Origin of the sequence: Streptomyces noursei, from assembly GCF_016917755.1 — a bacterium.
GTDB classification, from domain to species: domain Bacteria; phylum Actinomycetota; class Actinomycetes; order Streptomycetales; family Streptomycetaceae; genus Streptomyces; species Streptomyces yunnanensis.
This window is the reverse complement of sequence record NZ_CP070326.1, coordinates 1,054,419-1,081,205: the sequence shown is the minus strand read 5'-3', so window position 1 is coordinate 1,081,205 and position 26,787 is coordinate 1,054,419. Positions and strand designations below refer to the sequence as shown.

The 26,787-nt window shown below is 70.0% G+C and carries 23 protein-coding genes and 2 pseudogenes; 9 read left to right on the top strand and 16 right to left on the bottom strand.

All coding sequences use genetic code 11. The annotated features are described in order from the left end of the window. Positions 1-59: 59 nt before the first annotated feature. The 3 genes from JNO44_RS04760 to JNO44_RS04750 all read right to left on the bottom strand — a co-directional run bounded on the left by JNO44_RS04760 (position 60) and on the right by JNO44_RS04750 (position 1,785). Positions 60-722: a CBS domain-containing protein gene (locus JNO44_RS04760; RefSeq protein WP_205361707.1), complete on the bottom strand. Its 663-nt coding sequence runs from the start codon at positions 720-722 to the stop codon at positions 60-62. Between the two features lie 157 nt (positions 723-879). Then, on the bottom strand, positions 880-1,128 hold the full coding sequence (locus JNO44_RS04755; RefSeq protein WP_205361706.1) for a CBS domain-containing protein: 249 nt from the start codon (positions 1,126-1,128) through the stop codon (positions 880-882). 225 nt (positions 1,129-1,353) lie between these two features. After that, entirely contained in the window at positions 1,354-1,785 is a 432-nt protein-coding gene (locus tag JNO44_RS04750) for a DUF2267 domain-containing protein (protein WP_205361701.1), read from the bottom strand. A 509-nt stretch (positions 1,786-2,294) separates the two neighbouring features. On the opposite strand from JNO44_RS04750, the gene JNO44_RS04745 reads away from it, so the two are divergent. After that, entirely contained in the window at positions 2,295-3,707 is a 1,413-nt protein-coding gene (locus JNO44_RS04745) for an RtcB family protein (protein ID WP_328285821.1), read from the top strand. Between the two features lie 347 nt (positions 3,708-4,054). Here JNO44_RS04745 and JNO44_RS04740 read toward each other — a convergent pair whose 3' ends face one another. Beyond that, positions 4,055-4,492 carry an archease gene (locus JNO44_RS04740; RefSeq protein WP_205361697.1) on the bottom strand — a complete coding sequence of 146 codons (438 nt, stop codon included), beginning with the start codon at positions 4,490-4,492 and terminating at the stop codon, positions 4,055-4,057. A gap of 487 nt (positions 4,493-4,979) precedes the next feature. On the opposite strand from JNO44_RS04740, the gene JNO44_RS04735 reads away from it, so the two are divergent. Next, the gene (locus JNO44_RS04735; RefSeq protein WP_338058556.1) at positions 4,980-6,383 is read left to right on the top strand and encodes an AAA family ATPase; all 1,404 of its coding nucleotides are present in this window, start codon (positions 4,980-4,982) and stop codon (positions 6,381-6,383) included. Positions 6,384-6,672: 289 nt separating this feature from the next. Here JNO44_RS04735 and fdhF read toward each other — a convergent pair whose 3' ends face one another. From fdhF to JNO44_RS04710, 5 genes and pseudogenes are all read right to left on the bottom strand, one after another. Further along, on the bottom strand, positions 6,673-9,381 hold the full coding sequence (fdhF, locus tag JNO44_RS04730; RefSeq protein WP_205361693.1) for a formate dehydrogenase subunit alpha: 2,709 nt from the start codon (positions 9,379-9,381) through the stop codon (positions 6,673-6,675). Next, positions 9,378-11,063 carry an NAD(P)H-dependent oxidoreductase subunit E gene (locus JNO44_RS04725; RefSeq protein ID WP_205361691.1) on the bottom strand — a complete coding sequence of 562 codons (1,686 nt, stop codon included), beginning with the start codon at positions 11,061-11,063 and terminating at the stop codon, positions 9,378-9,380. The genes fdhF and JNO44_RS04725 overlap by 4 nt, the downstream gene beginning before the upstream one ends. A 63-nt stretch (positions 11,064-11,126) precedes the next feature. Then, on the bottom strand, positions 11,127-11,675 hold the full coding sequence (locus tag JNO44_RS04720) for a CBS domain-containing protein (RefSeq protein ID WP_240167411.1): 549 nt from the start codon (positions 11,673-11,675) through the stop codon (positions 11,127-11,129). Positions 11,676-11,961: 286 nt separating this feature from the next. After that, positions 11,962-12,551 (bottom strand): annotated as a pseudogene (locus JNO44_RS43085) (NAD-binding protein). 242 nt (positions 12,552-12,793) lie between these two features. Continuing rightward, a complete protein-coding gene (locus JNO44_RS04710) occupies positions 12,794-13,849 on the bottom strand; it encodes an NAD-dependent epimerase/dehydratase family protein (protein WP_205361681.1) in 1,056 nt (351 codons plus the stop codon). 253 nt (positions 13,850-14,102) lie between these two features. Here JNO44_RS04710 and JNO44_RS04705 point away from each other — a divergent pair, with 253 nt between their 5' ends. Then, on the top strand, positions 14,103-15,413 hold the full coding sequence (locus JNO44_RS04705; protein WP_205361679.1) for an APC family permease: 1,311 nt from the start codon (positions 14,103-14,105) through the stop codon (positions 15,411-15,413). Positions 15,414-15,489: 76 nt separating this feature from the next. Next, on the top strand, positions 15,490-15,987 hold the full coding sequence (locus JNO44_RS04700; protein WP_205361677.1) for a DoxX family protein: 498 nt from the start codon (positions 15,490-15,492) through the stop codon (positions 15,985-15,987). 159 nt (positions 15,988-16,146) lie between these two features. On the opposite strand, the gene JNO44_RS04695 is transcribed toward JNO44_RS04700, so the two are convergent. From JNO44_RS04695 to JNO44_RS04685, 3 genes and pseudogenes are all read right to left on the bottom strand, one after another. Next, complete coding sequence (locus tag JNO44_RS04695; protein WP_205361675.1) at positions 16,147-16,455, bottom strand: Rv3488 family transcriptional regulator; 309 nt, start codon at positions 16,453-16,455, stop codon at positions 16,147-16,149. A gap of 305 nt (positions 16,456-16,760) precedes the next feature. Further along, positions 16,761-17,381 (bottom strand): annotated as a pseudogene (locus tag JNO44_RS04690) (phosphoribosyltransferase); the annotation flags it as partial. A 248-nt stretch (positions 17,382-17,629) separates the two neighbouring features. Continuing rightward, a complete protein-coding gene (locus JNO44_RS04685) occupies positions 17,630-17,857 on the bottom strand; it encodes a DUF1918 domain-containing protein (RefSeq protein ID WP_205361671.1) in 228 nt (75 codons plus the stop codon). A gap of 304 nt (positions 17,858-18,161) precedes the next feature. Here JNO44_RS04685 and JNO44_RS04680 point away from each other — a divergent pair, with 304 nt between their 5' ends. Then, positions 18,162-19,916, top strand: coding sequence for a sensor histidine kinase (locus JNO44_RS04680; RefSeq protein ID WP_205361669.1), 1,755 nt, complete (start codon positions 18,162-18,164; stop codon positions 19,914-19,916). Between the two features lie 49 nt (positions 19,917-19,965). Here JNO44_RS04680 and JNO44_RS04675 read toward each other — a convergent pair whose 3' ends face one another. From JNO44_RS04675 to JNO44_RS04665, 3 genes are all read right to left on the bottom strand, one after another. Further along, positions 19,966-20,637: a CBS domain-containing protein gene (locus JNO44_RS04675; protein ID WP_205361667.1), complete on the bottom strand. Its 672-nt coding sequence runs from the start codon at positions 20,635-20,637 to the stop codon at positions 19,966-19,968. A gap of 457 nt (positions 20,638-21,094) precedes the next feature. Then, on the bottom strand, positions 21,095-21,514 hold the full coding sequence (locus JNO44_RS04670) for a CBS domain-containing protein (protein WP_205361666.1): 420 nt from the start codon (positions 21,512-21,514) through the stop codon (positions 21,095-21,097). 340 nt (positions 21,515-21,854) lie between these two features. Then, positions 21,855-22,469, bottom strand: a complete 615-nt coding sequence (locus JNO44_RS04665; protein ID WP_205361664.1) for an Rv1733c family protein — start codon at positions 22,467-22,469, stop codon at positions 21,855-21,857. A 665-nt stretch (positions 22,470-23,134) separates the two neighbouring features. Here JNO44_RS04665 and JNO44_RS04660 point away from each other — a divergent pair. The 3 genes from JNO44_RS04660 (at position 23,135) to JNO44_RS04650 (ending at position 24,955) form a co-directional block, all read left to right on the top strand. Beyond that, a complete protein-coding gene (locus tag JNO44_RS04660) occupies positions 23,135-24,013 on the top strand; it encodes a universal stress protein (RefSeq protein ID WP_205361662.1) in 879 nt (292 codons plus the stop codon). Positions 24,014-24,105: 92 nt separating this feature from the next. Next, on the top strand, positions 24,106-24,534 hold the full coding sequence (locus JNO44_RS04655; protein ID WP_205361660.1) for an SPFH domain-containing protein: 429 nt from the start codon (positions 24,106-24,108) through the stop codon (positions 24,532-24,534). A 76-nt stretch (positions 24,535-24,610) separates the two neighbouring features. Further along, the gene (locus tag JNO44_RS04650; RefSeq protein WP_205361658.1) at positions 24,611-24,955 is read left to right on the top strand and encodes a hypothetical protein; all 345 of its coding nucleotides are present in this window, start codon (positions 24,611-24,613) and stop codon (positions 24,953-24,955) included. On the opposite strand, the gene JNO44_RS04645 is transcribed toward JNO44_RS04650, so the two are convergent. Continuing rightward, positions 24,922-26,108 (bottom strand): IS3 family transposase gene (locus JNO44_RS04645; RefSeq protein ID WP_420882600.1). Its coding sequence is split into 2 segments (ribosomal slippage): positions 24,922-25,835 and positions 25,835-26,108, totalling 1,188 coding nucleotides; the frame shifts between segments, so codons are not numbered across the junction. The genes JNO44_RS04650 and JNO44_RS04645 overlap by 34 nt on opposite strands. A 214-nt stretch (positions 26,109-26,322) precedes the next feature. Between JNO44_RS04645 and JNO44_RS04640 the strand changes: the two genes are divergently transcribed. After that, entirely contained in the window at positions 26,323-26,676 is a 354-nt protein-coding gene (locus JNO44_RS04640) for a hypothetical protein (protein WP_205361656.1), read from the top strand. Positions 26,677-26,787 lie beyond the last annotated feature (111 nt).

Below are 26,787 nucleotides of genomic sequence, written 5' to 3'. Positions count from 1 at the left end.
CATGATGGCGAACGAACCGTGGGCCGTCGACGGATACGGGACACGGTGTGGCGGCACGCCTATGCGGCCGTGTCGTCGACGGTGTAGTCGATCATTGGCCTGACGGTGACGACGCCGTCCACGCCCTTGGCGAGCCGTTCGGCGATCTGGGCGGTGCTACGGTTCTCGACCTCGCCGCGCAGGGTGACGACACCTTCCTGGACCTGGACCTGTACCTCTGTTCCTCCCAGCCGCAGGATCCCTTCCAGTACGTCATCGCGGACCTCCTCCTGGATCTCCTCGTCGGGGCGTAGGAAGACTCGTAGGAGGTCCGAGCGGCTGACGATGCCGATGATGCGGTCCGTTTCGTCCACGACCAGCAGCCGCCTGACGTGGCGGTGGTCCATTGTTCGGGCCGCCTGGGCGACCGGCCAGTCGGCGTGAGCGGTGACCACGGGCGTGGTCATCAGCCCGGCGGCGTTCTCCGCGCGTGCCTTGGCCTTCTCGTGCGGCCATCCGGGTGTCGCCGGGTCACCGTACTTGTCGGGCTGCGCGGCTTGCTTGCGGAGTAGGTCGGTTTCAGAGACCAGCCCCATCGGCGCACCTCGTGCGTCGGCCACGGGAACGGCGCTGAAGCCGTGGGCGGACAGTACGGACGTGATCTCTTTGAACGGGGTATCCGGGTCGACGGTGACGACATCGTGTGTCATGACATCGTTGACGGTGCTGTGTCGAGTGGTCATCTCCGCACTTCCTTCCTGCGTGCGTCACGCCTATGTCGATTCGCTTTCCCCTGTCACTGGGCTCCTTCCATGGTGCGTCGCTCCGAGGCCGATTCTCCAGAAGGCGGGCGCCGTTCCCAGGGGATGCGGAGGACGCCGGCTTCACCGGACCGTTTCGCTACGCCACCCCGACGCGGGTCGCGGGGGACGAGGACACGATCGTTTCGACTCGGGTGCGAGGAGGTAGTTTGCGGGCCGTCGCCCGCACCACAAGATCCCGATCGGTCACGATGCCGATCACTGTGTCACCATCCACCACAGGCACGGCACCCACGCCGACATCGGCCATGTGCCGTGCGGCATCCTGAAGTGACTCCGTCGGGAGCACTGTGGCCGGCGGGGTGTTCATCAGGTGCTGGATCAGCAACCTTGCCCCCTGCCCTCGATGGTGCGCGTCGGTGGCGGTGGTGCGCCTCGCGCCCGGTCCGTGGAGTCCGTGGCCGGTGGAGAGCCGTACGTCGTGGGGACGAGGTTGCCGTGCGGCGCGACGGTGCGGGACCCCTCCACGACCCGCACACCGTGCGAGGGGCGTGCCCGCCGGGTTGGTCGGCAGTCCCCGGCTGTGGCGATGCGCGCTGTCTCGTGTCGTCGGTCAGACAGTTGGCTGGAGAAGCAAGGCACGGACGTCGTGGGGGAGTTGTTCCAGTACCGCTTCCAGGTGCCCGGGTGAGACGTGCTTGCGTACGACGCCGGTGACCGCGGCGGCGATCCGGGGGACATCCTCAGCGGTGACCCTGGCCTCCCGGACGAAGCGGTCGATGTAGCCCTGCCGGTCGTACTTGACCGGTACGACACTGGGGTCCCAGCCGTCGTAGTAGACGCCCCGCAGCAACTCGGGCAGTTGCGCGGCGAAGTGCGCGGCCACGTCGACGGTGAGCCTGTCACGGCACGTGTGCAGCCACGTGCGCAGGACGCGATGAGCGAGGTGGCGGTTGTCCGTCTCCAAGGCTTCCGACACCGCTTTGAGCCAGATGTTCGCGCTGTGGATGGCGTGCTCGAAGTCAGCTGTGTGCGTAGGGGGCATGGACGTTCCTTCCCCGGTCTGCCGACGGAACCCATCTGCTCCGCCGAATGCGGAGCAGCCTCCTCCACAGACGCGAAGGCTGCCCTGCTCAGAAGGACAGGGCAGCCCAGACCCGGAGGAGTCCCCCATGAGCATCGATGGTGTCCTGGTGGCTTCTCGTTTCCCCTGCCCAGGGCTCCATGCTAAGGCGGGCCGAGCTGGTTGGCAGCCGCATCGTCCGCACGGCACCACCGGAGCCGGGCCGCCGGAGCGTGGAACGGGCGCGCACAGGCGTCGTGCGTCGTGTTCCGAGCGGGGGCACAGTGGAAGAAAGCCGGCTGCGCGCACTTCGAGTGCGGACAGGCGGGGGACGTCGTGAGCTTCAGGCACCCGGGCCGTCCGCGCAGGAGTACTTCTCACGGACGTCGTCCGGTCACGTACCGCGGCGAGGTATGCGTGAGCCACTCACCTCTCCAGCCGGCCCCTGAGGCGGGCCAGGAAGACTCGGCGAGCACGGCATGGACGTCACGGTGACTGAAGAGGGCCCTTTCCGGTTCCGCATCGACGGGCGGGGTGCCATGCGCGTGCCCGGTGTCGTCTTCGCCAGCCGTGGGCTGCTGCCCCAGGCAGCCGGTGACAGAGCGCTGGAGCAGGTCGTGAACGTGGCGACGCTGCCCGGCATCGTCCGTGCCTCCTTCGCCATGCCCGATGTGCACTGGGGGTACGGCTTTCCCATCGGCGGAGTCGCCGCCACGGACGTCAACGCGGGCGGAGTGGTCTCGCCGGGCGGCGTCGGCTTCGATATCTCCTGCGGTGTCCGACTGCTGGCCGCCGGCATCCAGCAGGCCGAGCTGGCCCCTCACCTGAGCGAGCTGATGGACATACTCGGAGACACCACCCCGCGCGGCATGGGACGCGGCGGACTGTGGAAGTTGTCCGGACGCGCGCAGATGGAAAAGCTGCTCACCGGCGGTGCCCAGTACGCGGTGGAACGCGGCCACGGCGTCCCGCGCGATCTGGACCGCTGTGAGGACCATGGAGCGCTGGCGGGTGCCGACCCGGAGCAGGTCGGGCAACGTGCGGTGGAGCGCGGGCTGCACCAGGTGGGCAGCCTCGGCTCGGGCAACCACTTCCTGGAAGTCCAGGCAGTGGACCGGATCTACGACGAAAGGACGGCGGCCGCCTTCGGCCTGCGGGCCGGCCAGGTCTGCGTGATGATCCACTGTGGCTCCCGCGGCCTCGGACACCAGGTGTGCACCGATCACGTCCGGGTCATGGACCACTCACTGCGCGCCTACGGCATCGAGGTCCCGGACCGGCAGCTGGCCTGCGCGCCCGTCGTCTCCCCACCCGGCCGCGACTACCTCGGGGCAATGGCCGCCGCCGCCAACTACGGCCGTGCCAACCGGCAGCTGCTCACCGAGACCGCACGGCGTGCGTTCACCGCCACCACCGGTGTGAGCGTGGACCTGGTGTACGACGTCTCCCACAACATGGCCAAGATCGAGACCCATGAGGTGGACGGCGTGCCACGCCAGCTCTGCGTCCACCGCAAGGGCGCCACCCTCGCCCTCCCGCCCGGTCACCCTGGCCTGCCGGCGGACCTTGCCGAGGTCGGCCAGCCCGTCCTCGTGCCCGGCACGATGGGCACCGCCTCGTACGTCATGGTCGGCACGCCCGACAACGACGCGTTCTTCTCCGCCTGTCACGGCGCGGGACGGGTGTGGAGTCGGCATCGGGCACTGCGCGAAGTCCGCGGGGAGCAGGTGCGAGACGCACTCGCGTCCCGCGGCATCGCTGTCCGGCCTTCCTCATGGCGCGGTCTCGCGGAGGAGACACCCGCCGCGTACAAGGACGTCGACGCGGTCGCCACCGCCACCGAAGGCGCCGGGCTGGCCCGGCTGGTCGCCCGGCTGATCCCGCTCGGCGTCGTCAAAGGATGACTCCAGGCGGCACGCCCACATGGCGCCACCGGCGGGCAGCCGTTGCCCACTGTGCCGGCAACCGCGCCGTGCGGGCATCCGTCCGGGGCGCACCTGCTGCCCGGCGACCGAGCCAAGGCGCATGCGTCGTGCGGCGAGACGTCACCATCACCGAGGAGACCAGGGCCGACGTCCTGACCCGCGCCCTCGGCCCGGACCCCGCCTCGGTCGCGGTCCGGGGCACGGGCGGGTGGCGCTCAGCGGGACTGACGCGGACAGCGGCCCGATCCGACCGGTCTGCCGCTGAGCCGAAGAGGCGGTAAACAAGGCCGACAAGGGTAAGGGTGTGGAGACGAGCGGTCACACGGTCACACGTCGAGGGTGACCGAGCACCGCCAACCATCCGGCCCGCGATCGAAGGCCAGCTCATGGAGGGTGACTGCTTTCGGCGCAGCCCCCGTCACCGGAAGCGATCCGATGTCCGCCATGCACAGCCGGGCCTGCAGCCCATCGTGGACGGCGGTCAGCTCCACCTCGATCGGAACCTCGTCGTGGGCGTCAAGCCAGTAGATGACCTCTTCCAACAGGGCCACCAGCACGTCCTCGTTCGTGTCCCCGCGCACCAGGACGTCCCTCCGGCGCACACCGACCGCGCCCGCCAGGTCCAGGAAGGACTCGCAGACGCCCCGCACGGCCTGCGCCAGGCACACCTCACGAGTCGGGCCCCATGCCTCGACCCGCAGATCGGCGGTGTGTGGAACGTCGCGGTGCCCGCCGAGCCGCGCGGGGTCTTCTGGCCGTACCATCCGCGCCTCCCTCGTGTGATGGTCCACCCTCAGACCGGCGACCCGGCCGGGTCGCCGGCTGACGGTAGCCGGGCCGCGGCCGAAGGCGCCCGGAAGCAGCCAGTCACAGCCAACGATGAGTTCTACGACCCTTGCACCATGCCACGCGCCGCGTCCCCACGGGGAGTGGCACGGCGGTGACCGAGTGGCCGCGGATCGACCAGGCCAGGACCGGTGACATCGAGGTGATCTACCGCCGGAACCACAGTCCGGAATCCGACCGGGCACCGCGACGCCCCGGTGACCACACCGACAGCCCCTCGGGTACCTCGGACGGGCCAGCCGGCTGGGCGCGGCTCGGGCGCCGGAGCTGTACTGGACGTACCGCAACGCCGTCGATCGCCGAACGAGGGAGCGGTCCGTGTCGCCATCGGATGCTGCCGCCCACCTGGCGAAACCCGATCGGGTGTTCGATCGAGAGGTCGAGTGGGCCGCTCTGGCTGACTTCGTGAGTGATCCGCGCCCTGGAGCCGCGCTCGGCCTCGTCTCGGGACAGCACCGGCAGGGCAAGACCTTCCTGCTGCAAGCCATCGCCAAGGCCGCCGAGGGCTTCTATTTCGACGGGCAGGCGGTAGCAGAGGCCGAGACGCTGCACCGCCTGGCAGAACGTTTCGGGGAGCACACCCGGGCGACGCATCCTCCGCGCTGGCAGCGCTGGGAGGATGCCGTGGACGCACTGCTGGCGCTGGGCGACCAGCGCCCGGCCCCGGTGATCATCGACGACTTCCCCGACCTGGTGGGCCCCAGCCCGGCACTGCCCTCCGTCATTCACGGTGCATACCGCCGTCTGCACGAGGTGCGGCAGCACAACCGGGCCCGTCTCATCCTCAGCGGAGGGGCTCCATCCCTGATGCGGAGGCTCTTCTCCGGCCCGTCCTCCCTGCACCGGCTCGCCTCGCTGGAACTCCTGATTCAGCCCTTCGACTTCCGCGAGGCAGCGCGATTCTGGGGCATCCGATCCCCACGGCTTGCCGTCCAGGTACATGCCATCGTGGGCGGAACTCCCGCCTATCGAGGCGACCTTGCGTGTGACGACACCCCTGCCGGCCCGGATGACTTCGACGCCTGGGTGTGCAGAACCGTCCTCAACCCACGCGTCCCCCTGTTCTGGGAGGCGCGCAATCTGCTGGAGGAGGAGGAGAACCACGCGGACCGGGCGCTGTCCCACTCCGCGCTGGTCGCGATCGCCGCCGGCCGTTCCACACCCGGCGGGATCGCCGAATGCGTCGGAGCCCAGCTGCCTGACGTGTCCCATACCCTGGCCGTGCTGCGGAACACTGGTCTCCTGCACGCAGAGCCCGACGCGTTCCGGCCCGCGCTGACGCGCTACCGCATCGTCGAGCCGCTACTGGCCTTCGAGCACGCCGTCGCATGGCCCCATCGCGCCTTGATCGAGCAGGAGGACGCCGCCGGTGTGTGGCAACGCGTCCGTCCCGTGTTCGACTCCTTGGTTGCCGCGCCGCACTTCGCCCAGCAGTGCCGGGACTGGACCACCGAGTACGCCGCCCCCGACACCTTCGGAGGGGAACCCACGACGGCCGTGCGCGGCACTGTCTCCGGCCCTGCGGGGCACCCCCCTCTCGATGTCGACGTGGCGGTACGAGGGAACGTCGAGGGGCGGCCCGGTGTCCTGCTCTCGGTCGGACTCGCCCGCTGGAACGAGACCATGGACATCCAACACCTGGAACGGCTGCGCCACGTGCTGTCCGTCCTCGGAGCTTCCGGCGAGGACGTCAGCGGGGCTACGCCGGCGTGTTACAGCGGGATCGGGTTCGGCCCGGAACTGCGGGCCGCGGAAGCCAGGGGAGAGGTCCTCTTGGTAGACGTCGACAGGCTCTACCACGGCGAGTGACCGACCGTGACGCGGTCAAGGAGCCGGCGGACCAGGACGTTCTCTCCTGATCGTGGGCGCGGGTGCCCACCGCCGCGAAGACCACGATCACCACGGCACTGCGCAGCGGCCCGGTGCCTGGCGCGCGGCAGCATGCCGGGGACGTGGCGGTCCCGCCGCGCCGCGGCCTCCGCCACGGCAAGTCCTCGCGGCTAGGCACCCAGAGCGGCGAAGGCATCCCCCGTCGGTCGGGCAGCGCGGAGGGCCGTCCGCTCCGGCTCCGGAGCCGGCCCCCGGTCCCCGACCGCCGTCACCTGGGGGGAGCAGCTGCGTCTTGCTGTGCGGCGTCCCGGGTCACCCGTACGGCGGTGACCTTGTATTCGGGGCACGACGTGACGGTGTCCGCACGGCTGGAGGTCAACCGGTTCACTCCGTGCGCCGGAAAGTGGAACGCGCAGAAGACCTGACCCGGGTTCACCTCACTGCTGACCCGGGCAAGGAGCCGCGCCCGGCCGTGGCGGCTTTCCACCGTGACCGGTTCGCCGTCCCGCAGGCCGTAGCGGTCAGCGTCATCGGGGTGGAGGTCCAGCCAGTCAGCGGACTCCAGCAGGAGGTTGGCCGTGCGCCGGGTCATGCTGCCGGAGTTGTAGTGGGCCAGCCGCCGCCCGGTGACCATGATCAGCGGGTAGTCGTCGTCAGCCTCCTCACCCGGCGGCAGGTAGGGGCAGGACGCGAGGTGTGCACGTCCGTCCGCGGTAGCGAACCGTCCCGTGTACAACGTGGCCTCGCCCGGCCGGTCGGCGTCCGGGCAGGGCCACGGGATCGCCCCCTCGCGGTCCAGCCGGCCGTGCGAGAGTCCCGCGAAGACGGGAGCGAGCCGTCCGCACTCGTCCAGTGCGGCGGCCGGGGTAGGGCAGCCGAGATCGACGCCCATGGCACAGGCCACCGCGTGCACGGTCTCGAAGTCCGTACGGGCCTGCCCCGGTGGCGCGACGGCTGCACGGACCCGCTGGAACCGGCGGTCGAAGTTGACGAAGGTGCCGTCCTTCTCCAGCCAGGAGGCGACCGGCAGGACGATGTCCGCGTGGAGCGCGGTCTCGGAGAGGAAGAGTTCGTTGCAGATGACGAGCGGGCAGGCGCGCAGGGCTTCGGCGACCCGGTTCGTATCGGGGTCGGTGGCACAGACGTCCTCCCCGATGACCCACAGTGCGCGCAGGTCCCCGGCTCGTGCCGCCGCGAACATCTGCGGGATCCGCAGTCCGGGGCCGGCCGGGACCCGTGCCCCCCATACTTCCTCGGCACGCGACCGGACGGCCGGGTCGGTCACCTTCCCGTACCCGGGGAGGGTGTCGGGCAGTGCGCCCATGTCGGAGGCGCCCTGGACGTTGTTCTGGCCGCGCAGCGGGTTGACGCCGCATCCGCGGCCGGTGCCGACCGCCCCGCGCAGGATCGCCAGGTTGGCCAGGGCCCGTACACCGTCGGTGCCGTGCAGATGCTCGGTGACTCCGAGGCCGTAGACGATGGCGGGCCGCTCGGCGCGTCCGTAGAGGCGGGCAGCCGCGACCAGGTCCGCGGCGGGGACGCCGGTGATGTCCGCGACCCGGTCGGGTGGGTAGTCGGCGAGCAGCTCGGTGAATTCCGGCAGTCCGGCGGCCCGTTCGTGCAGGAACCGCTCGTCGATCAGCCCTTCGGCGAGCAGGACGTGGGCGAGCCCGTGGCACAGCGCGACATTGGTGCCGGGGCGCGACCGCAGGTGCACATCGGCGTACCTGGCCAGGCCGACGGAACGGGGGTCGGCGACGACCAACCGGGCTCCGCGCAGCGCGCGTTGCAGCAGGCGCGCGCCGACCACCGGGTGGGACTCGACCGGGTTGGCCCCTACCACGAGCACGCAGTCGGCCCGCTCGACGTCGTCGAAGGAGTCGGTGCCACCGGGGAGCCCGAAAGAGGCCGTCAGGCCGGCGGCGGACGGGGAGTGGCACAGTCGCGAACAGTTGTCGACGTTGTTGGTACCGATCGCGACCCGGAGGAACTTCTGGACGAGGTAGTTCTCTTCGTTGGTGGCGCGGGCCGAGGAGATCGCCGCCACCGCATCGGGGCCGCCGGTGGCGACGGCCTGCTTCAGTCCCCGGGCGATCTGGTCCAGCGCCTCGTTCCAGCCGGCCGGTTCCAGGCGGCCGTCGCGGCGCAGCAAGGGCTGGGTGAGCCGTCCGGGCGAGGTCAGGAACCCGTAGGCGAAGCGGCCCTTCACGCAGGCGTGCCCCCGGTTGACCGGGCCGTCCCGGGCGGGCAGCACAGCGGTGACCTCGCCCTCCTCGGTGACGACGTCGAGGGAGCAGCCCACTCCGCAATAGCCGCAGGTGGTACGGGTAGTGCGGGCCGTCTCGTGGTGCGCGGAAGTGAGTCCGCGCGCCGGGCCGGGCTCGGTGATCGCCCCAGTGGGGCAGGTGTCGACGCAGCCCCCGCAGGCGACGCAGTCGGACTCGGCCCAGGGGCCGCCGGTGCCGGGTGCCACGACGGTATCGGCTCCCCGGCCGACCAGGGTGAGGGCGAAGGTGCCCTGGACCTCGGAGCACATGCTCACGCAGCGGCCACAGGCGATGCACAGGTCGCGGTCGAGGTGGACGTAGGGGTGAGAGGTGTCCTCGCCACGTCCACCGAGGCCCCCGGCCACCTCGGATCCGATCCCCAACGACTGGCACACATATGCCAGTTCACTGCTGCCCGCGGTGAAGGCGCGGGGCGGCAGGGCGGAGGCGATGAGCTCCACGGCATCGCGCCGCAGCGCCCGCAGGTAGTCGGTGGAGGTCTCGATTCTCGCCCCGGCGACGGCCGGGGCGACACAGGCCGCGGTGATGCTCCCATCGGCCCGCACGAGGCAGGTCCGGCACGAGCCCGCCGGCCTGATCCGGTCGTCGTGGCAGAGAGTGGGCAGCTCGACTCCGGCCGCGCGGGCCGCCGTGAGCAGTGAGGCTCCCTCCGGCACCTCCACACCGACGCCGTCCACCTCGACCCTCACCGGTCCCACCCCGCAAGCCGGTCACCGTACGCGCGGGCCAGGCTGCGCACCGCCTCCGGAATCCGCCGCCCGAAGGCACACAGGCTGGCTTCGGACAGCACCCGCAGCAACCGCTCGTACTCCTCTCCGGGCTGCCGACCGGCGCCTGCCAGCTCCAGCCCCCGGCGGGAGCCGACCCGGCAGGGTGAGCAGGCGCCGCAACTCTCCGCAGCGGCGAATTCCCATACGTGGCGAAGTATTTCCCGCGGCTCCACGCTGCGATCGAAGGCCACCAGGCCCGCGTGCCCCAGCGCGGCGCCATTGTGCGCCAGTCCTGCCTGCGTCAGGGGTACGTCCAGCCGGTCGGCGGCGAGGAAACCGCCCAGCGGTCCGCCGACCTGAAGGACCGCCAGTTCGGCACCGCCCCGCAGACCGCCACCCAGCTCCGTGACGATCCGTTCGACTGATGTACCGAGTTCCACCTCGTAACAGCCCGGGCGGGCGAACCGCTCGGACAGACAGACCAGCTTCGTACCGGGCTCGCCGGGCGCCCCGCGCCGGGCATAGACGGCGCCACCGTGCGCGACGATCCACGGGACGGCCGCCAGTGTCTCCACGTTGTTGACCACCGTCGGCGCATCCCACAAGCCACGGTCCGCGGGATACGGGGGACGCGGCCGGGCACAGCCCCGGCTCCCCTCCAGGCTCGCGATCAGGGCGGTCTCCTCGCCCGCGACATACGAACCCGCACCCCTCGCGACCTCGACGTCCAGTGTCACCCCGCTGTCGTGCACTGCCCCACCGAAGTGCCCGTCCTCATAGGCCCGGTCGACCGCTTCCCGCATCCGGGCCAGCGCGCGGGGATACTCCGAACGCACCAGCACCACGGCCCGCCGGGCGCCACAGGCGAAGCAGGCCAGTGCCAGGCCCTCCAGTACCCGGGCCGGATCGCGCTCCATCAGCAGGCGGTCGGCGAAGGAGCCCGGATCGCCCTCGTCCCCGTTGACGACGACCACGGTGTGGGGTGACCGGCCTGTCGCGGCCCACTTCGCGGCCACCTGGAAGCCGGCGCCACCGCGCCCCCTCAGCCCGGATGCGGCGACCTCCGCCTGTACCTCGTCGGGAGTGCGCGCGGTCACCGCACGAGGCCACACTTGCCAGGCGCACTCCCCGGCCAGGACGTCACCGAGCAGTACAGGGTCTCCGGTGCTGTCGAAGGCCGGGATGTCCGGCGCCGTCGGTTCTTCCCGCCCGGCGAGCTGATCGGCCAGCGTCGCGCCGGTGCACGGAGTCTCACCGTCGAGGGCGGCGGGCCCGGCATAGCAGTAACCCAGGCAGCGGACGGCCTGGAGCGAGACCGACCCGTCGGGGGCGGAGCTTCCGGCGTCGACACCCAGCGCACGCTCCGCCTCCACCAGGTGCAGGCCGCCGCTCGCGGCGAAGCAGGCCGTGGCGGCGCACACCCGTACATGGCGGTGGCCGTGCGGGGTGGTCAGGTCCGCGTAGTACTCGGCCGGCCCGAGCGCGGCAGCGGCCGGCAGGCCGACTCCGGCCGCGACGGCCGGCGCCCAGGTCTCAGGACTGTCCGCCGTTCCTGCCCTGGCCCGGGCCAGGTGTTCCATCAACCGGCCTCCGGGCCTCCCCCGCCGGTCGGCGAGAGCCCGGAAGGCATCGAAACGGTCGGCGGAAGGGACGGGCACCATGCCCTCATCGTCATGGTGGTCGCGGGGCGCCGCATCCGGGGACCGGCACGGCCCAGGCGGCACTCAGCTCTGATCCGTGGTGCACGACCCGGCTGGTCCCTCCACCATGCTCCAGGCAACCGGGCCCAGCAGATCGCCCACCCGCTGGAAGACGTCCATGAGCAGGTCGTCCACGGTCAGCATGCCCACGGGCCGGTGCCCGTCCAGTACGGGCAGGCGGCGAACCCCGGAGTCACGGAAGGCCCGGTATGCGTCGTGAACGTCGTCGGTCACCTCCACCGTGATCACGGGCAGGGTCATCACCGCATCCACCCGCTCCTCCGCGTCCAGCCCCCTGGTCAGCATGCGCACCGCGAGGTCGCGGTCGGTGACGATGCCTTGCAGCCTCCCGCCGTCCGTGACCACCAGGCAACCGACCCCGTACTCTTCCATCTGGCGGGCCACTTCCCGCAGGTGCGTCCCGACCGGAACGGCCACAGCCGGAGCACTCATCAACGTTGAGACCTTCATCGGCCGGCTCCTTCCGGTTTCGACCACGATCTCCCTGGCGGAACGTGCAGTCGCGTACCCCACGAACACGATGAGCGAAGGCGGCCTGGCACGTTCGGCCATGGCCCGTCGTCCGTGCGGGCGACGAGGAAGTCGGCGCTGTCCACCAGTGTACTGAGGTACGGGGTGGCCTGGCCTTGTCAACGATCCTGCCCCCACGTCGTTCGCAGAGGGCCCCGATGAAGCTCGGGAAGTCGCGCGAGTCCACACCAGCGCGCCACCGAGGTGATCCGTCCGCGACCGATGGCTGACGCTGACCGTCGTGGGCAACAGGGTGGGCGTCGTCCCCAAGAACAGCGGCCTGCGCGCCGACGGGCGGCGGCACCCGGCTTGTCTGGTCGGTGCCCGTTCACGCACGGGACTGCGGCGTGATCGCGGTTTCGATGCCATCGACGCCAGCCTTGCTGAGGCGGAGCAGTGCGACGGTGTCAGTGGCACCGGTGGCCTCTTCGATGAGGGAGATCAGCGGGGTGGCGGCGGGCACGGGGACGTCGACGCCCCAGCGGTGGTCGAACAGCCAGGTGTTTTCCGTGTCGTTGACGCGGGCGGCGATCCGCGGAACGGCGAACCGGCGCTTGGCGAGCAGACTGATGAGGAGGTTGTCCGCCCAGCGGACACTGGCGACGGTGGGAATGCCGAGTTCGCGGTAGATGTCTGCGCGGCCTGGGGGTCGTAGCCGCGGGCGAGCACGAGGGGAACCCGGTAGGTCTCCTTGGCGGTCCGCGCGCTGGCGATGGTGCTGCCGTCCATGGCGGCGACGGCGACGAACGCATCGGCGTGCTCGATTCCGACGACCTCAAGTACCGTACGGCTGAAGCCGCTTCCTTCGTGGAACCGTCCGGGGAAACCGACGGGCAGCAGTCTGCGGGCCGGTATCGCCGCAGCCACCACTTGCGGGTTTCCTCGGCGGCCAGCAGCAGCCCGCCGAACGCCGCCCACGCGGCGAGGTGTCCAGCGCGACGAAGACCTCTACCGGCGGCACAGTCTGTAGGAGGGGGCCAGCCGGGCCGGTTGCGGCGACGGACTCCCCGGCCGCCGTCACCGGGAGTCAGGAGCCGGGCCATGCCGTGTGCGGTGCCGGGGTCTCCGTGCGGCGGTGAGCCCGTACTCGGGGCAGGCCCCCAGCGGCTCCACCCGGGCCCGCGTCCCCGCCCACCGTGCCGCCCCCGGCGGCTTCATGATCAAGCGCCGACCCGGGGCTCGGCCCAGCGGGAGAGCCCGGCCGAGGAGGCCAGCGGTGGGGTGGGCAAGCTCGCGTCCTCGTGCAGACCGGACAGCCACTCCCGCAGCGTTTCTTGGGCTGTGTGCCGGGGCGTCCAGTCCAGTTCCCGCTGCGCCCGTGACGTATCCATGATCGGGAAGTGCAGGACGGCGTCGAACAGGGACGGAGGCGTGCGCAGCAGGTGCGTGCGCCAGGCGGCGGAGACCGCGGCCCGAGCCGGCCAGCCCGGCATCGGGAAAGTGCGTGCGCTGAACATCTCGCCCAACATGACCGCGTCCACGACCGGTTCGGCCGCCAGGTTGAACGCGCCGTGGACCGGGCGCACGGCGGCTTGCCGGAACGCCTCGGCCGCATCGTCGGTGTGCAGGGCCTGGTACCGCATGCCGGGGATGGCCGGGAACGCGGGCATGTGCTCCGGCCGGGTCAGGCGCTTGGGCACCAACGGGCCACGGAAGAGGCGGTGCTGCTCGCCTGCGGATTCGCGCTTGAGCATGAATCCGGGCCGCAACCGCACCACCCGGGTCTTGGGATGTTGGAGTTCGAAGGCGTCCAGGACACGCTCGACGTACGCCTTCTCCCGGCACAGCATCGACTCCGGCCAACCGTCGGTGGGCCAGGACTCGTCCACGGCACGGTCCTTGGGTCCGGGCGAGTAGGCTCCGACGAAGGACGCGTAGACCAGGGCGGGAACGCCGGCCGTGGCCGCGGCCTCGAAGACCCGAGTACTGCCCTGCACGTTCGTGCGCCAGGTCGTCGCCGGGTGGTGCGTGGGCTGGAACAGCCACGCCAGGTGGATGACGGCGTCGGCGCCGACGAAGTGACCGGCCAGGTCCGTGTTGTCGTCCGCGATGTCCACGCTCGCCCACCTGGTCTTCGTCGGAGACCACCGCGGGAGCCGTCGGGCCAGCCCCAGGATCGACTCGATGCCCGGCTCCGCACCGAGCGCCAGGATGACGCTCGTGCCTACGTTGCCGGTGGCTCCGACGACCACCACCCGCATGCCAGGAGATGCCATGGGTATCGCCCGCCTTTCGGCGTGGGGTGAAGACTCGCGCCCACCCCCTCACTGCCACCGTAAGACGACAGCGACGGCGTCGCACGATCTCACAGCGCCCCGCAGGCCGCACGTCTCCACGGGCTGTCCGGGCCCCGCACCAGTGCGGCGACTTGTTTCCTTGCGGCATGCGTCGCATCGGCAGCCCGTGGGCATATATCGTGTGCCGATATCGGATGACGTAATTGTTCGCATGATGCGGAGGGCAAGCCGTATGAGCACGTCATCGACCGCGGCCGGGCCGTCGGGGGAGCTGCTGCGGCGGCTGGGGGTGTTCGACGCTGTGGTCATCGGCCTGGGGTCGATGATCGGGGCGGGGATCTTCGCCGCTCTGGCCCCGGCCGCGCGCGCCGCCGGTTCCGGCCTGCTGCTGGGGCTGGCCTTGGCCGCCGTGGTCGCGTACTGCAACGCGACCTCATCGGCACGGCTGGCCGCCTGTTACCCCGCCTCCGGTGGGACGTATGTCTACGGGCGGGAGCGCCTCGGCGACTTCTGGGGGTACGTGGCCGGGTGGGGGTTCGTGGTCGGCAAGACCGCTTCCTGCGCGGCGATGGCGCTGACCGTCGGCTCGTACGTGTGGCCCGGCCAGGCGCACGCGGTGGCGGTCGCCGCAGTGGTGGTGCTGACCGCCGTCAACTACCGAGGGGTGCAGAAGTCGGCCTGGCTCACCCGCGTGATCGTCGCCGTGGTGCTCGCCGTGCTCGCCGCGGTGGTGGTGGCCGCCCTCACCTCGTCCGGCACGGATGCCGGGCGGCTGGACATCGGAGCCGACGCCTCCGTCGGCGGGGTGCTCCAGGCAGCGGGCCTGTTGTTCTTTGCCTTTGCCGGGTACGCGCGCATCGCCACCCTCGGCGAGGAGGTGAGCGAACCGGCGCGCACCATCCCTCGTGCGATCCCGTTGGCGCTGGGCATCACGCTCGCCGTCTATGCCGTGGTCGCCGTCGCCGCCCTTGCGGTGCTCGGCCCGACGGGGCTCGCGCAAGCGCCCGCGCCGCTGACGGACACCGTACGCGCGACGGGCATCGACTGGCTGGTGCCCGTCGTCCGTGCCGGCGCTGCCGTGGCCGCGCTCGGCTCCCTGCTGGCACTGGTCCTCGGCGTCTCCCGCACCACGTTGGCGATGGCCCGTGACCGGCACCTGCCGCACGCCCTGTCCGCGGTGCACCCGAGGTTCGCGGTGCCGCACCGGGCCGAGATCACGGTCGGTCTGGTCGTGGTGGTGCTCGCGGCCTTGGTGGACGTGCGCGGGGCGATCGGCTTCTCATCCTTCGGGGTACTCGTGTACTACGCCATCGCCAACGTCTCGGCGTGGACGCTGTCTTCGGATGAGGGACGCCCGCCGCGCATCGTCCCTGCCGTCGGCCTGGTCGGCTGCCTGGTGCTCGCCTTCGCCCTGCCGGTCTCCTCGGTGATCTATGGTGCGGCGGTCGTCCTGGTCGGCGCCGCCGCCTACGGGGTCCGGCGCGCGCTCGGCGCGCGGCGGCAGCGGCGGGCCGGTGCGGCGGGGTACGCCGAACGGGCGTGACGACCGCCCGCTCCCGGGCACGACGCGGGACGATATCGGCATCCGATACGCCTTCGACGGCGAAGGGGCCGACGGCATGGCACAGCTTGGCGACTGGATGGCGAAGCTCACAGGGACCACCGCACCAGCCTCGGTCGTCCTTATCCGCCTGTACGTAGGGGCGGTCTTCCTTGTCGAGGGGATCCTGAAGTTCCTGCGCTCCCATGCGCTGGGCACGGGCCGGTTCGACAAGGCCGGCATTCCCGCGCCGGACTTCTTCGCCCCGCTGGACGGGGTGTTCGAGATTGTCTGCGGGGTGCTGGTCCTGGTCGGGCTGCTCACTCGGCTCGCGGTGGTACCCATGGTCGTGGACATGCTCGGCGCACTCCTGATCACCAAGGTGCCGATCCTGTGGGGCGGTTCCGGGCTGTTCCGCGGGGAGCCGGGCTGGTGGGACTTCGCGCACGAGGCCCGTCTGGACTTCGCGCAACTGTGCGGCAGCCTCTTCCTGCTCTTCGTCGGCGCAGGCGCCCTCTCCCTCGATGCGAGCTTGCACCGCCGTGGCGTCCGTCCTGCCGCCGCCCGGCAGGAGTGACGCACAGAGGCCGAAGCCACGTTGCGCGGGCGTTGGTCCGTCGGCCAGGGCCGCTTCCCCGGGAGCCCGCGTGAACCTTCGCGTCCCCTCACGCCCCGCGCTGCGCAGGTCGGTCTTGGCGCGTCACCCTCGCCTACGCGTCAGTCGATTCGGTGCTCGTTAACGCACCTCGTCGTCGCCGAGGACTTCGCGGGCCAGCTCGCGCAGTGCCTTGCGGTCCTCGGCCAGGGCTTTCCGGCCGGCGGCGGTGGCACGGTAGATGCGTCGCATGCGGCCGTCGACCACACGCTGCTCGGATACCAGCAGGCCGTCCGCCTCCAGCCGGTGGAGCGTCGGGTACAGCGTGCCCGGGCTGATCTGGTAGCCGTGGGAAGCCAATTCCTCCGTCATCCACGCACCGTGGACCTCCCTTTCGGCCGCGTGATGCAGGATGTGCAGCCGCACGGCTGCCCGCTGGAACTCCCTCACCCTGGTCCTGCCTCCCCGCCTGTCCCGGCTATGACGAAGCCGATATCGGCATCCGATCTTACGCCGGGCCAGGCCCGGTCACCGGCGTGGCGCGGGCCGGGTGAGGCTCCCGGTGATGCGCCGGGCCTCCAACGGATGACCAGCCTCAGCCGGTGGGGCTGGGACCAACGGTTGGCCGGCGGTTTGGTGCCGGCCAACAACTTTGCCGCCCGTCACCAGCCCAACCTCTTTTCAGGGGCAAGCAGCTATGGCACAGCATGACCCGGCGGAGTTCGGCGGGTGCTCACCGGGCGGGGGAGTCTCTCCTCCAGGCAGGCGACGACCTCGTCGTCGTCCGTCTGGGAGAAGTCGGCGTAGGACTGCCCGATCGCGTAGAAGGTCCACGGCGTGTGCATGCACAGCAACTCGTCGGCGTCCCCACCCAACCGTGCGGTCCAGCCGTGAGGTGCCACGGGAACTGCCAGCACGATCCGTACGGCTCCGCGGGCGCGGGCGATCTGACAGGCCGCCCGAGCCGTCGACCCGGTGGCCACCCCGTCGTCGACGACCACCACGGTGCGGCCGGTGAGAGGCGCCGGTTCACGTCCACCCCGGTAGTGCCGGGCGCGGGCCTCCAGGGCCTCCCGCTCACGTGCCTCGACCTGGGCCAACTCGTCCGGGGTGACACGGGCGGCGCGCACCACCTCGTCGTTGATGACGCGGACCCCGCCTTCACCGATCGCCCCCATCCCGAGTTCCGGTTGGAACGGCACGCGCAGCTTGCGCACCAGGCAGACGTCCAACGGCGCGCCCAGCGCCCTGGCGACTTCCGCGGCGACCGGGACGCCTCCGCGGGGCAGCCCCAGGACCACGACGTCGGCGCCTTTGAGGTGTTTGAGTCTTGCCGCCAGCTGTCGACCGGCGTCTCGGCGGTCTGTGAAGAACACGATCCGGCCTCCTTGCCGGGGGGACATGGCGGAGCACGGCGGGCAACGTCCCCGCATGTCCATCCTCACTCTGGTGGAGAACAAACGTGTGTCGCTGCGGCGCGCGTTGCTCTCTCGTTCTGGATCCGGAGCGTTCCTTCCTGCGCGCGAAGGGGGAATGGAGGTTCTAGACGTCGGCAAGTCGTCACGGTCGGGCTTGGCTCCACAGGCAGGCCGAGCGGACGTGCTCCCGCCATCGGCGAGCGCGGTCATCTCCTCTCCCGATGCGGCTGCCCGAACGAGGCATCGTGTGCTGGATGGGTCTCGATCACGCAACCGGGTCCAGGGAAGATCTCTGCCTCGTGACCGTCCTCGTAGCGAACCTGATAGGGCGGTTCGCCGTTCGGGCCCAGCACGCGTACGACGGTGGCATGGTGTTCGGGCGTTCCCACGGTTCTGCCGGTGAACCGCAGCACGTCCCCTTCATGCGCTCGCATCGTGGCTCACCTCGTTTCCTGTCTCCCTTTCCTTTCTTCTCTGCGTCCAGGGTGACTCCGGGAGGTGGGTCGCGCAGATGGGCCGTCCGGGCACTTGCGGGGGCTATGAGGCCATGCCGAGGTCGGAGCCAGATGCCGAACGGCTCATGCCGCAGGGACGGGTGTGGCCCGTCGGGCAGACGCTGTCCTGCCGTCGCTGTGCGGACCGAGCGGCAACGTCTCCGATGCCGCTTCGTACTACCGAGTCGGGCACATATAAGGACCTCGGCCGTCAGGTGCCCGTCGGCTCGTCGCACTACCGTGAATGGTGTGGCAGGACCACCGATTCCGACTGCAGCGGAGGCTTGTCGTGGGCGAGGATTCCGGCCGAGCGCAAAGTGCACCTCCACTCCTGCACGCACTGCCGGACGAACTGCTGCAGCGCCTTCGCACGGTGGAGAAGACCACAGGCCATTCGCATCATGTGCTGCTCGAAGCGGTGCTGGCGGTGGGAACGGGGCTGGAGCTGCCGCAAGTTCTCCATCGCATCGTCGAGGCCGCCGTTGTGCTTGCCGACGCGCGGTACGGCGCGCTCGGCGTGGTTGGTGCAGACGTCCGACTCAGCCAGTTCCTTCCCGTCGGTGTCACCGGGGAACAGATCGTCGGCATCGGCCCGTTGCCGGCCGGACACGGACTTCTCGGCGAGCTGATCCGCCACCCCGAGCCGCTGCGCCTGGCCGAACTGGGTGACCACCCCGCCTCGTACGGATTCCCCCCGAACCACCCCGCGATGCACTCCTTTCTGGGCGTGCCGATCAAGGTTCGGGACAAGGTCTTCGGGAACCTGTACCTGACCGAGAAACGCGGCGGCGGGGCATTCACCGCCGAGGACGAGACGCTGCTGTCGACGCTGGCGGTGGCGGCGGGGGTGGCCGTCGAGCACGCCCGGCTCTACGAGGAGGCCCGTTACCGCCAGCAGTGGCTGGAGGCCAACAGCGAGATCGTCGCAGGGCTGTTGCCGGGTGCCGAGGAGACCGATGTGCTCGCGATGATCGTCGGCCACGCGGTGCGCATCCTCTCCGCCGATCTCGGCGTCCTGGTCTTGCCTGTCGACGGCGACCGTCTGCGCGTGGAGCTGGCGTCCGGTGTCGACGCCGAAGCCCACCGAGGTCTGGTTCTTCCTCGCTGTGGGTCGTTCGCCGGAGCGGCGATCACCGCCAAGGGCCCGTTGATCAGCCATGACATCGAGCACGATCCCAGAGTCATGGTCGGTCCGCCGCGCTGGTCGGGGCTGGGGCCCGCCGTCGCGGTCCCGATGGCCACCGGTGAGCGGGTCCGCGGAGTCCTGCAACTGGCCCGGCTGCAGGGACGTGAATCGTTCACGGAGCCGGAGACGGGGCCGCTGCTGACCTTCGCCGGTCAGGCCGCGCTCGCGATGGAGCTGGCGGAGCGGCGCATCGCTGCGGGGCAGGTGGCGCTGCTCAAGGACCGGGAGCGGATCGCCCGCGATCTGCACGACCTGGCGATCCAGCGGCTGTTCGCCACCGGGATGACATTGCAGAGCGCGATCCGGTTCGTCGACGACCCGGAGGCGAGTGATCGGCTGTTGCGCGCGGTGGAGGACCTGGACGAAACCATCAAGATCATCAGGTCCACCGTCTTCGGACTTCGTACCCGCGATCCGGTGCGCGGCAGGAAAGGGCTTCGATCCCAAACCGTCCATGCGACGGAAGACGCGTCACACGTACTGGGGTTCACGCCGTCCCTCCACATGGAGGGGCTCCTTGATACGGACGTACCGGATGGGCTTGCCGAGCACGTCCTCGCGGTGCTCGGGGAAGCGTTGAGCAACATCGCCCGGCATGCGCACGCGAGCGCGGCGGACGTGGCCCTGATCGCGCGCGATCGCCGACTCACCTTGACGGTCGCGGACGACGGAGTGGGTATCGCCAAGGACGGTCGGCGCAGCGGTCTGCTCAACCTGGCCAAACGGGCCGAGAGCGCCGGTGGCGAGATGGCCGTCGAAGCGCGGCCGGCCGGTGGCACTGTTCTTGTCTGGTGGGCACCGTTTCCGGGGTAGTGTCTGCGGCTGCCCACCGAACGTCGGAGTACCGAGGAAGCGTGAGCGGTTATGGCTGCGGTGTGCCCCGCGTGTCATCGACGTCGAAGCCGAGGTGGTTCGTGACGTCGACGACGCCGTCGACGCCTTCACACAGACGTATGGCGATGCGAACGAGACTGCTGTGCGGCACCCTCCCGCTGAGCGTCACCCGTCCGTCCGTGACCTGGACCATGACCGAGGCGGGGTCCAGGCCGAGGGTTCGAGTCAGGACGTCGGCCCTGATCTCCTCTGCGATGGTGATATCCCGTCGCAGGAAGACGTGCAGCAGGTCGGATCGGCTGATGATGCCCACCAGCCGGTCGGCGTCGTCCACGACGGGCAGCCGTTTGACCCGGTGGCGGGCCATCGTGCGGGCCGCCTCCACCGCCGACCACTGCGGCCGTGCCGTGACGGCCGGGCTGGACATCAGTCCCTCGGCGGTCAGCGCATGTGCCTTGGCGCGGTCCCCGGGCGGCAGGTGCGCCTCGGGCTGATGCCCCCCTGGATCCGGCTGGCTTTGCTGTTTGCGCAGCAGATCCGCCTCCGACACCACGCCGATCGGGCGGCCCTGGTTGTCGACGACCGGGACTGCCGTGACGTCGTGCTCCGCGAGATGCTGGGCGATGTCCTTGAAGCCCGTGTCACGCCGCACGCTCACCACGGACGTCGTCATGAGGTCTCCGACCTTCCGGTGCAGCATGTGCCCGCTCCTTCCTCACGTGCTGAGGGTGCACGTTCTCCCTTCACTGTCCGCCCGGTGCGGAGTCGTTGCATCGCCGACGCCTTCGGGGCACGTCAGGCAGGGACAACGCGGCGCACACCCTCGAAGGTCCCATCGATCGGAGCCGTTCGGAGATCGCCCGGAGCGGGTCGGCAGCCAGAACCACAGCTTCACGGACAGCCACGGTTTCCGTTTGCCGACTGATGAGGAGACGTGCCATCCGGCTGCTGTTCCGGATCAACGGCCTACGACAGGACAACGTTTGGCCGGTGGCCCCCAGGCGCTATTTCTCTCGTGACCTGGACTGGCATCCGGCCGCCTGGGAACTGCGGCTCCTGTGGCAGGCGGTCCTACCGCAACCTTGCACCCCGCCGAAGCCAGGAGTTCCCTCGCCCCTCAGGCGGCTGATCAAGCTGACAAGTCGGCACTGCACCGGTTAGGCGGTCGCGCAGACGGCCTCTACGAAGTGGCCCACCTGGTCCTTCGGCAGGCGATGCGCGAGGTCTGCCTCGCTGATCATGCCGACCAGGCGGTGGTTGTCGGTGACCGGCAGGCGTCGGATCTTGTGTGCTTCCATCGTCTGTAGGACCTCGTCGGCGTCGGCTTCGGCGTCAACGGTGATCGGCTTGCCTTGCTCAAGCTGACCGGCCGTCATGGTCCGGGGATCCTTGCCCTTGGCAAGGCACTTCACCACGATGTCACGGTCCGTGATGATCCCGTGGAGTCGGTTGTCCGGTCCGCAGATCGGCAGGGCGCCAACGTCCAGTTCCTTCATCCTCCGCGCCGCCTCCTCCAGAGTCTCGCTCTCCTGAACGCAGGTGGCGCCGACATGCATGATCTCCCGAGCTGTGGTCATGGCCGCCTCCCTAGGACTTCGCGATCTCGCGGGGAGAGCCCACTGGGCCCGGCTTGCCCCGACAGGAACTTCTTCGGCCCAGTGTGGATTGCTCGCTTCCCGTACGCATGCCGGAGCAGCTGACGGTTCAGCCACCGCTGTGGCGCTGGCTCCGACATCACACCGCGGTTGCGCGTCTTGGAGCTTTGACGGGTGCCTGTGGCGGGGAGCCTGGGCCCCGGCCGAGCCTGGAGACGCAGGACGGCGTGCCTGGCCGACGAAACCGCGTCGCGTGGAGGCTTCCAGGTCCTGCGGCGATTGACGCGGTGCGGAGGCCGGCTTCCGTGTGCTCTTCGACCTGTCACCGACGGAAGCGTGCGGACCAGCCGGGCTCCACCGCTTCCCACTCGGCGTCCCACTGCGCGTACCTTCTGCGGTCGAGCACCAGGCGCATGCCCGCTCGAGCGGCGAGGAGCCCGGAGGCCACCCCGACCGCCGTCATACTGCCCACCAGCCAGCCGGTGGCCTTCGCACCGTCCACGGTCATCGGTGGGTCGCCGAGGGTTCCGTCCTGGTTCAGCCAGATCCGGATGGTGGCTCCCTTGGGGGTGCCAGTCTGCACGAGGGTGGTTCCGGTCTGCTGCTTGCCGGTCTTGTCAGTCCAGCGGACCTGAGCCTGTTGCCATGCGTCTTCGGCACTGCGCTGTGTTCCTTTGGCATCCGTCGTCAACCAAGCGGTGGTCTCCCGCCGGTCTGCCGACTGGGTGTGCACGGCGCGCAACGACGAGTGGTATGCCATCAGCCCCGCATTGATCGAGGCCACCGGCACTCCGAGGACGAGTACGAGCATCAGAAAGCGGAGGAACCAGGATTCGATCCGGTCGGATGTGCGCCTCAGCGGGTTCGTTCCCTTGGCGGAGAGTTCCCCGTGCGGTGGATGCGGACTGGATGCGGATGGCGAGCCTCGTGCACTCATGGCCTGGCCTCCAGCGTGTTGCTGGTCCGTTCTCCCACCACCATTCACCGACGACAGAGTCGGTCACAGGGCCGAAGGGCCCTGGTGGGTGGTCCTCCAGGCTCACCTTCACGCTGGGGACGCCGCGCCGGATGGGCCGACAAGGGCGAATGGTCGGGGCGCTTCGGCCTGGATGTCGAAGGCCGATCCCGGTGTGAAGACCGTGATCAGCCGGTCGATCAGTGGCGGATCGGGCGGGGCGGGTCGCTTCCGAGGTCGGCGCGCCATGGTGTCCAGTGTCGACTCGGCTCGACGTGCCGCAGTGGCGTCCCCACCGTCCACCGGCCGTGGGCGATACGCGCTGCGGCACCACAACCAGCCCCGTGCCCCGTACACATCACAGCGCGGAGATCCGTCAAAGCGCCCTGGACCGACAGGCTCCTCGTGGAAGCCGAGGGTGCCGCACCGCACCGGAGTTGCTTCCGACGGGCCGGTCTCCGTGGCCCGCGCGCCAACGTGGAGCTGCACCAGGAGTCGCGCGGGGACGTGGAGCCGCAGGGTGACAGCCTGAGAACGCGGTGTCGCCCGGCCGTACTCACACCATGTCCTGCCGTCACCGCACGTCGAGACACCTCATGCCGATGGAGTCATGCTGGAGGGGCAAGACGTGGAGGTGTAGCCGGGAGATGACGACGACCCCAGCACAACTGTGCCGACCAATCGTGGTCGGTGTCGCCCCGGACACCTCTAAGCGGATGGCTCTGGCCTGGGCAGCGGACGAGGCGGCCCTGCGCCAGGTGCCCTTGCACCTGGTCCACGCTGTGACAGGGCCTGCCGGCGGCTACGGGAATGCGGCCGGGGAGCACGTGGCCAAGGAGGCGCTGGCCTTTGCCCAAACGCGGCAGCCGCAGGTGGAGCTCTCCAGCCTGCTGGCCGAAGGGAAGCCGGCATGGGTGCTGCAGGAGGAGGCTCAGGACGCTGCCATGGTGGTGCTGGGCTCCTACCACCTGAGCCGGGTCCAGGAGGTGTTCAGCCCGCTTTCGGTCGCGCTGCCGGTGATGGCGCACGCCCGTTGCCCGGTGGTCGTGGTGCCCGAACCCGAACACCTCACTCAGCAGCCCTGGTATTTCGTCGTCGGGGTCGACGGCAGCGAGCACTCGGCGGTCGCCGTCGACGTCGCTTCCCAGGAGGCAGCCCTGCACGGCGCCGCCCTGCGAGCACTGTACGTAAGGCATCCGCACCGGCTCGGCGTAATGGAAGAGCCCGCAACGGAGCAGGAGTGCCGCCGCCTGCTGTCAGAGACCGTGGCCAGCCGTGCCGAGTCCTGGCCCGAAGTGGAAGTGCACCACGAAGTCCTCACAGGCCATCCCGTGGAAGAGCTCACCAAGGCGTCCGTCCATGCACTGGGTCTGGTGATGGGAACCCGGGGGCTCGGCGGCTTCACCGGCATGCTGCTGGGCTCGGTGAGCCAGGGCGTGCTCCACTACGCCCGCTGCCCTGTCATCACCGTCCCGCTTCCCGGACAGCCGGCACGTGAACACGAGCATGTGCCCGCCGCCCACTGATCGACGAAATTCTCTGCCTGGGGGCTCGCTTCCCGCATCTGACGCCGGGCCTGGTCGGTGCGCGCCTGTTTCGCGAATTCGGAGTCCTGCTGGTGGAGCTCAAGGACATCGAGTTGCCGCCCACCATGCAGCGCGCGATGGCACGCCAGGCCGAGGCCGAGCGGGAGAAGCGCGCCAAGATCATCGCAGCCGAGGGAGAGGCACTGAGCGCGGACCGCCTCGCCGAGGCCGCTGACGTCATCAGCGCCCACCCCGTCGCCCTGCAGCTGCGGAACCTGCAGATCCTCTCCGAGATCGCCGCGGAGAAGAACTCGACCATCGTCTTCCCCGCCCAGTTCCTGGAAAGCGCCCGCGCCCTGGCCCGATTCATTGAAGAGGAAAGCAGACGCGCCACTGCACCGTTGCCGCGACTCGATCCGCGGACGGCGCCGGCGGGTAGCGGAAGACCCACTGCAACAGGAGCCCGCGAACCGACACAGCCTGCGACCGCGCACCGGCCAGGGCACGCACCCTTCAGCTGACCGGGTGCCTGGTGTGAGCAGGTCAGCAACGCGTCCCGGGGCAGCGGTGTCCGCTGGGCTGGGCCACAGTAGCTTCATGGGCGTGCTGCGTGTCATCGATGGTCGGACCCACCACCTGGTCGAGCTTCCCGTTCTGCGCCGGGGTGTGCTGCGGATGTGCGTCCACCTGTCATGCCCCGGCTTGGTCATCGGCGCCGTCGACCTTCGCGCACTACTCGTCGGCGATGTGCTTTTCCGTGCCGCGGAGACGGCCGGGGTGCAGGCGCGCCACAACCTGGTCGTACCGGAACTGCCACCCGAGCAGGTCAAGGCCCTCGACCGCGCCACGGCCGCGCTGGGCATCAACCTGAGCTGCCCCGAGTTTCGTAGCGGCCGGTTTGCGTGTTTTCAGGCGGCGTTGGGGTTCGCCTGGGATCGGTAGTAGTGGGCCTCGAATTCCTCGGGTGGAAGGTAATCGAGGGCGGAGTGAAGGCGCTCGGTGTTGTACCAGCCGACCCACTGGACGACAGCGCGTTCGACCTGGCCAGCGTCGTGCCAGGGCCCTTGGTGTTCGATCAGTTCGGCCTTGAAGGTGCCGTTGAGGGCCTCGGCCATGGCGTTGTCATAGCTGTCGGCGACGGAGCCGACGGACGCGGTCGCGCCGGCCTCGATGAGCCGTTCGCCGTAGCGGATGGACACGTATTGCGAACCGCGGTCGCTGTGATGAATGAGACCCGAGCCCTTCTTGATCCCGCGCCGCCACAGGGCCATCTCCAGGGCGTCCAGTGGAAGATCGGTGCGCATGTGGGTGGCAAGCTGCCATCCGACGATCATCCGCGAGTACACGTCCAGGACGAAGGCGACGTAGACCCAGCCCGACCAGGTGCGGATGTAGGTGAGGTCGGCGACCCAGAGCTGGTTGGGGCGGTGGGCGGTGAAGTGCCGGTTGACCAGGTCCGGCGGTCTGGGAGCGGACGGCTCGGGGATGGTGGTGCGGCGCCGCTGCCCGCGGATCACGCCTTCCAGGCCGTCCTCGCGCATCAGCCGCTCGATGGTGCAGCGGGCCGCGGCGATGCCCTCGCGCCCCAGCTGGCGGTGGATGCGTCTGGCTCCGTAAGTCTCGCCGGAAGCAGCGTGGATACGGCGGATGCGTTCGGTGAGGTGTGCGTCGCGCTGGCGCCGGGCGGACATCGGGCGCTTGCGGCGGGCGTTGTATGCCGAGACCGACAGGTCCAGTTCCCGGCATACGGGCTCGACCCCGAAGTCGTCGCGGAGGTGGTTGATCACCGCGTCGGCCTCGTGCGGGGCTGGTCGAGCTCCTTCGCGAAAAACACGCTGGCGGCCTTCAGGATCTCGTTCGCCCGTCGCAACTCGGCTATCTCTTTGCGGAGTTGGGCCAGCTCAGTCCGCTCGGCCGTGGTCAGCAGGTCGGACCGGCTGCCCTGGTCGGCCTCGGCCTGGCGGACCCAGCCACGCAGGGCTTCCTTGTGGATACCGAGGTCACGGGCCACGTGAGCGACCGGACGGCCTGAGGTCTGGACTTCGCGGACGGCTCGCTCGCGCAGCTCGTCGGGGTACTTCCGTGGTGCGGGCATCGGACCTGCGTTCTCCCATCTGCCGAGGCGATCATGCCTGGCTTCAGGGCCGCTACAAAATCCGGTTCAGTTCAACCCACCCGTCGCGGCCGGTTTGGCGGCCGCCGACGTCCATGTGTCCGATAACGAAGGAACGGATTCCGAGCATTGCGTGTGGATCGAGGTCGGGCCTGTGCAGCAGCGCCTCACGGCGATCCCAGGACTTCACGGAGGGGTGAGCGCAGACCCGCTGGCCCTCCGGCTGGCGCTGTTGAGCCAACCTCACCATGAGCCGATCACTCTTACCCCCGGCATGCTGGCCGACGCCGAACAGACGCTCGCCGACTGGCGTGGCCGGGTAGCCGAATGGGCACGGTCGCCGTCCAGGCCGATCCCCGAGGGCGTCCTTTGCCGGGCCCACAGCGCACTCGCCGACGACATCGGCATTCCCGGGGTCCTGACCGTGCTGCGCCATGTCGCAACGGAGCAAGAGATCCCGGACGGCGCCAGGTTCGAGGCATTCGCCTACCTGGACCGTGTCCTCGGCCTGGAACTCGTCCGCGATGTGGGCCGCGACCACCAGTCGTGATGTCAGCCCTGGACCGGTGAGCCGTCCGCGCCTGCTCGGTACCTGGCGTGCCGTTCCGGCAGGTTGGCCCGACGCTGACCCGCGCCAATACTGCGGCACGGAGGACGGTCT

Coding starts and splice junctions, on each gene's coding strand:
- JNO44_RS04665 (WP_205361664.1), bottom strand. CDS start 22,469: ATGAGTGCACGAGGCTCGCCATCCGCATCCAGTCCGCATCCACCGCAC.
- JNO44_RS04680 (WP_205361669.1), top strand. CDS start 18,162: ATGGTGTGGCAGGACCACCGATTCCGACTGCAGCGGAGGCTTGTCGTG.
- JNO44_RS04720 (WP_240167411.1), bottom strand. CDS start 11,675: ATGGCCGAACGTGCCAGGCCGCCTTCGCTCATCGTGTTCGTGGGGTAC.
- JNO44_RS04760 (WP_205361707.1), bottom strand. CDS start 722: ATGACCACTCGACACAGCACCGTCAACGATGTCATGACACACGATGTC.
- JNO44_RS04670 (WP_205361666.1), bottom strand. CDS start 21,514: ATGACCACAGCTCGGGAGATCATGCATGTCGGCGCCACCTGCGTTCAG.
- JNO44_RS04675 (WP_205361667.1), bottom strand. CDS start 20,637: ATGCTGCACCGGAAGGTCGGAGACCTCATGACGACGTCCGTGGTGAGC.
- JNO44_RS04700 (WP_205361677.1), top strand. CDS start 15,490: ATGGCACAGCTTGGCGACTGGATGGCGAAGCTCACAGGGACCACCGCA.
- JNO44_RS04660 (WP_205361662.1), top strand. CDS start 23,135: ATGACGACGACCCCAGCACAACTGTGCCGACCAATCGTGGTCGGTGTC.
- JNO44_RS04725 (WP_205361691.1), bottom strand. CDS start 11,063: ATGGTGCCCGTCCCTTCCGCCGACCGTTTCGATGCCTTCCGGGCTCTC.
- JNO44_RS04685 (WP_205361671.1), bottom strand. CDS start 17,857: ATGCGAGCGCATGAAGGGGACGTGCTGCGGTTCACCGGCAGAACCGTG.
- JNO44_RS04650 (WP_205361658.1), top strand. CDS start 24,611: ATGGGCGTGCTGCGTGTCATCGATGGTCGGACCCACCACCTGGTCGAG.
- JNO44_RS04705 (WP_205361679.1), top strand. CDS start 14,103: ATGAGCACGTCATCGACCGCGGCCGGGCCGTCGGGGGAGCTGCTGCGG.
- JNO44_RS04750 (WP_205361701.1), bottom strand. CDS start 1,785: ATGCCCCCTACGCACACAGCTGACTTCGAGCACGCCATCCACAGCGCG.
- JNO44_RS04740 (WP_205361697.1), bottom strand. CDS start 4,492: ATGGTACGGCCAGAAGACCCCGCGCGGCTCGGCGGGCACCGCGACGTT.
- JNO44_RS04710 (WP_205361681.1), bottom strand. CDS start 13,849: ATGGCATCTCCTGGCATGCGGGTGGTGGTCGTCGGAGCCACCGGCAAC.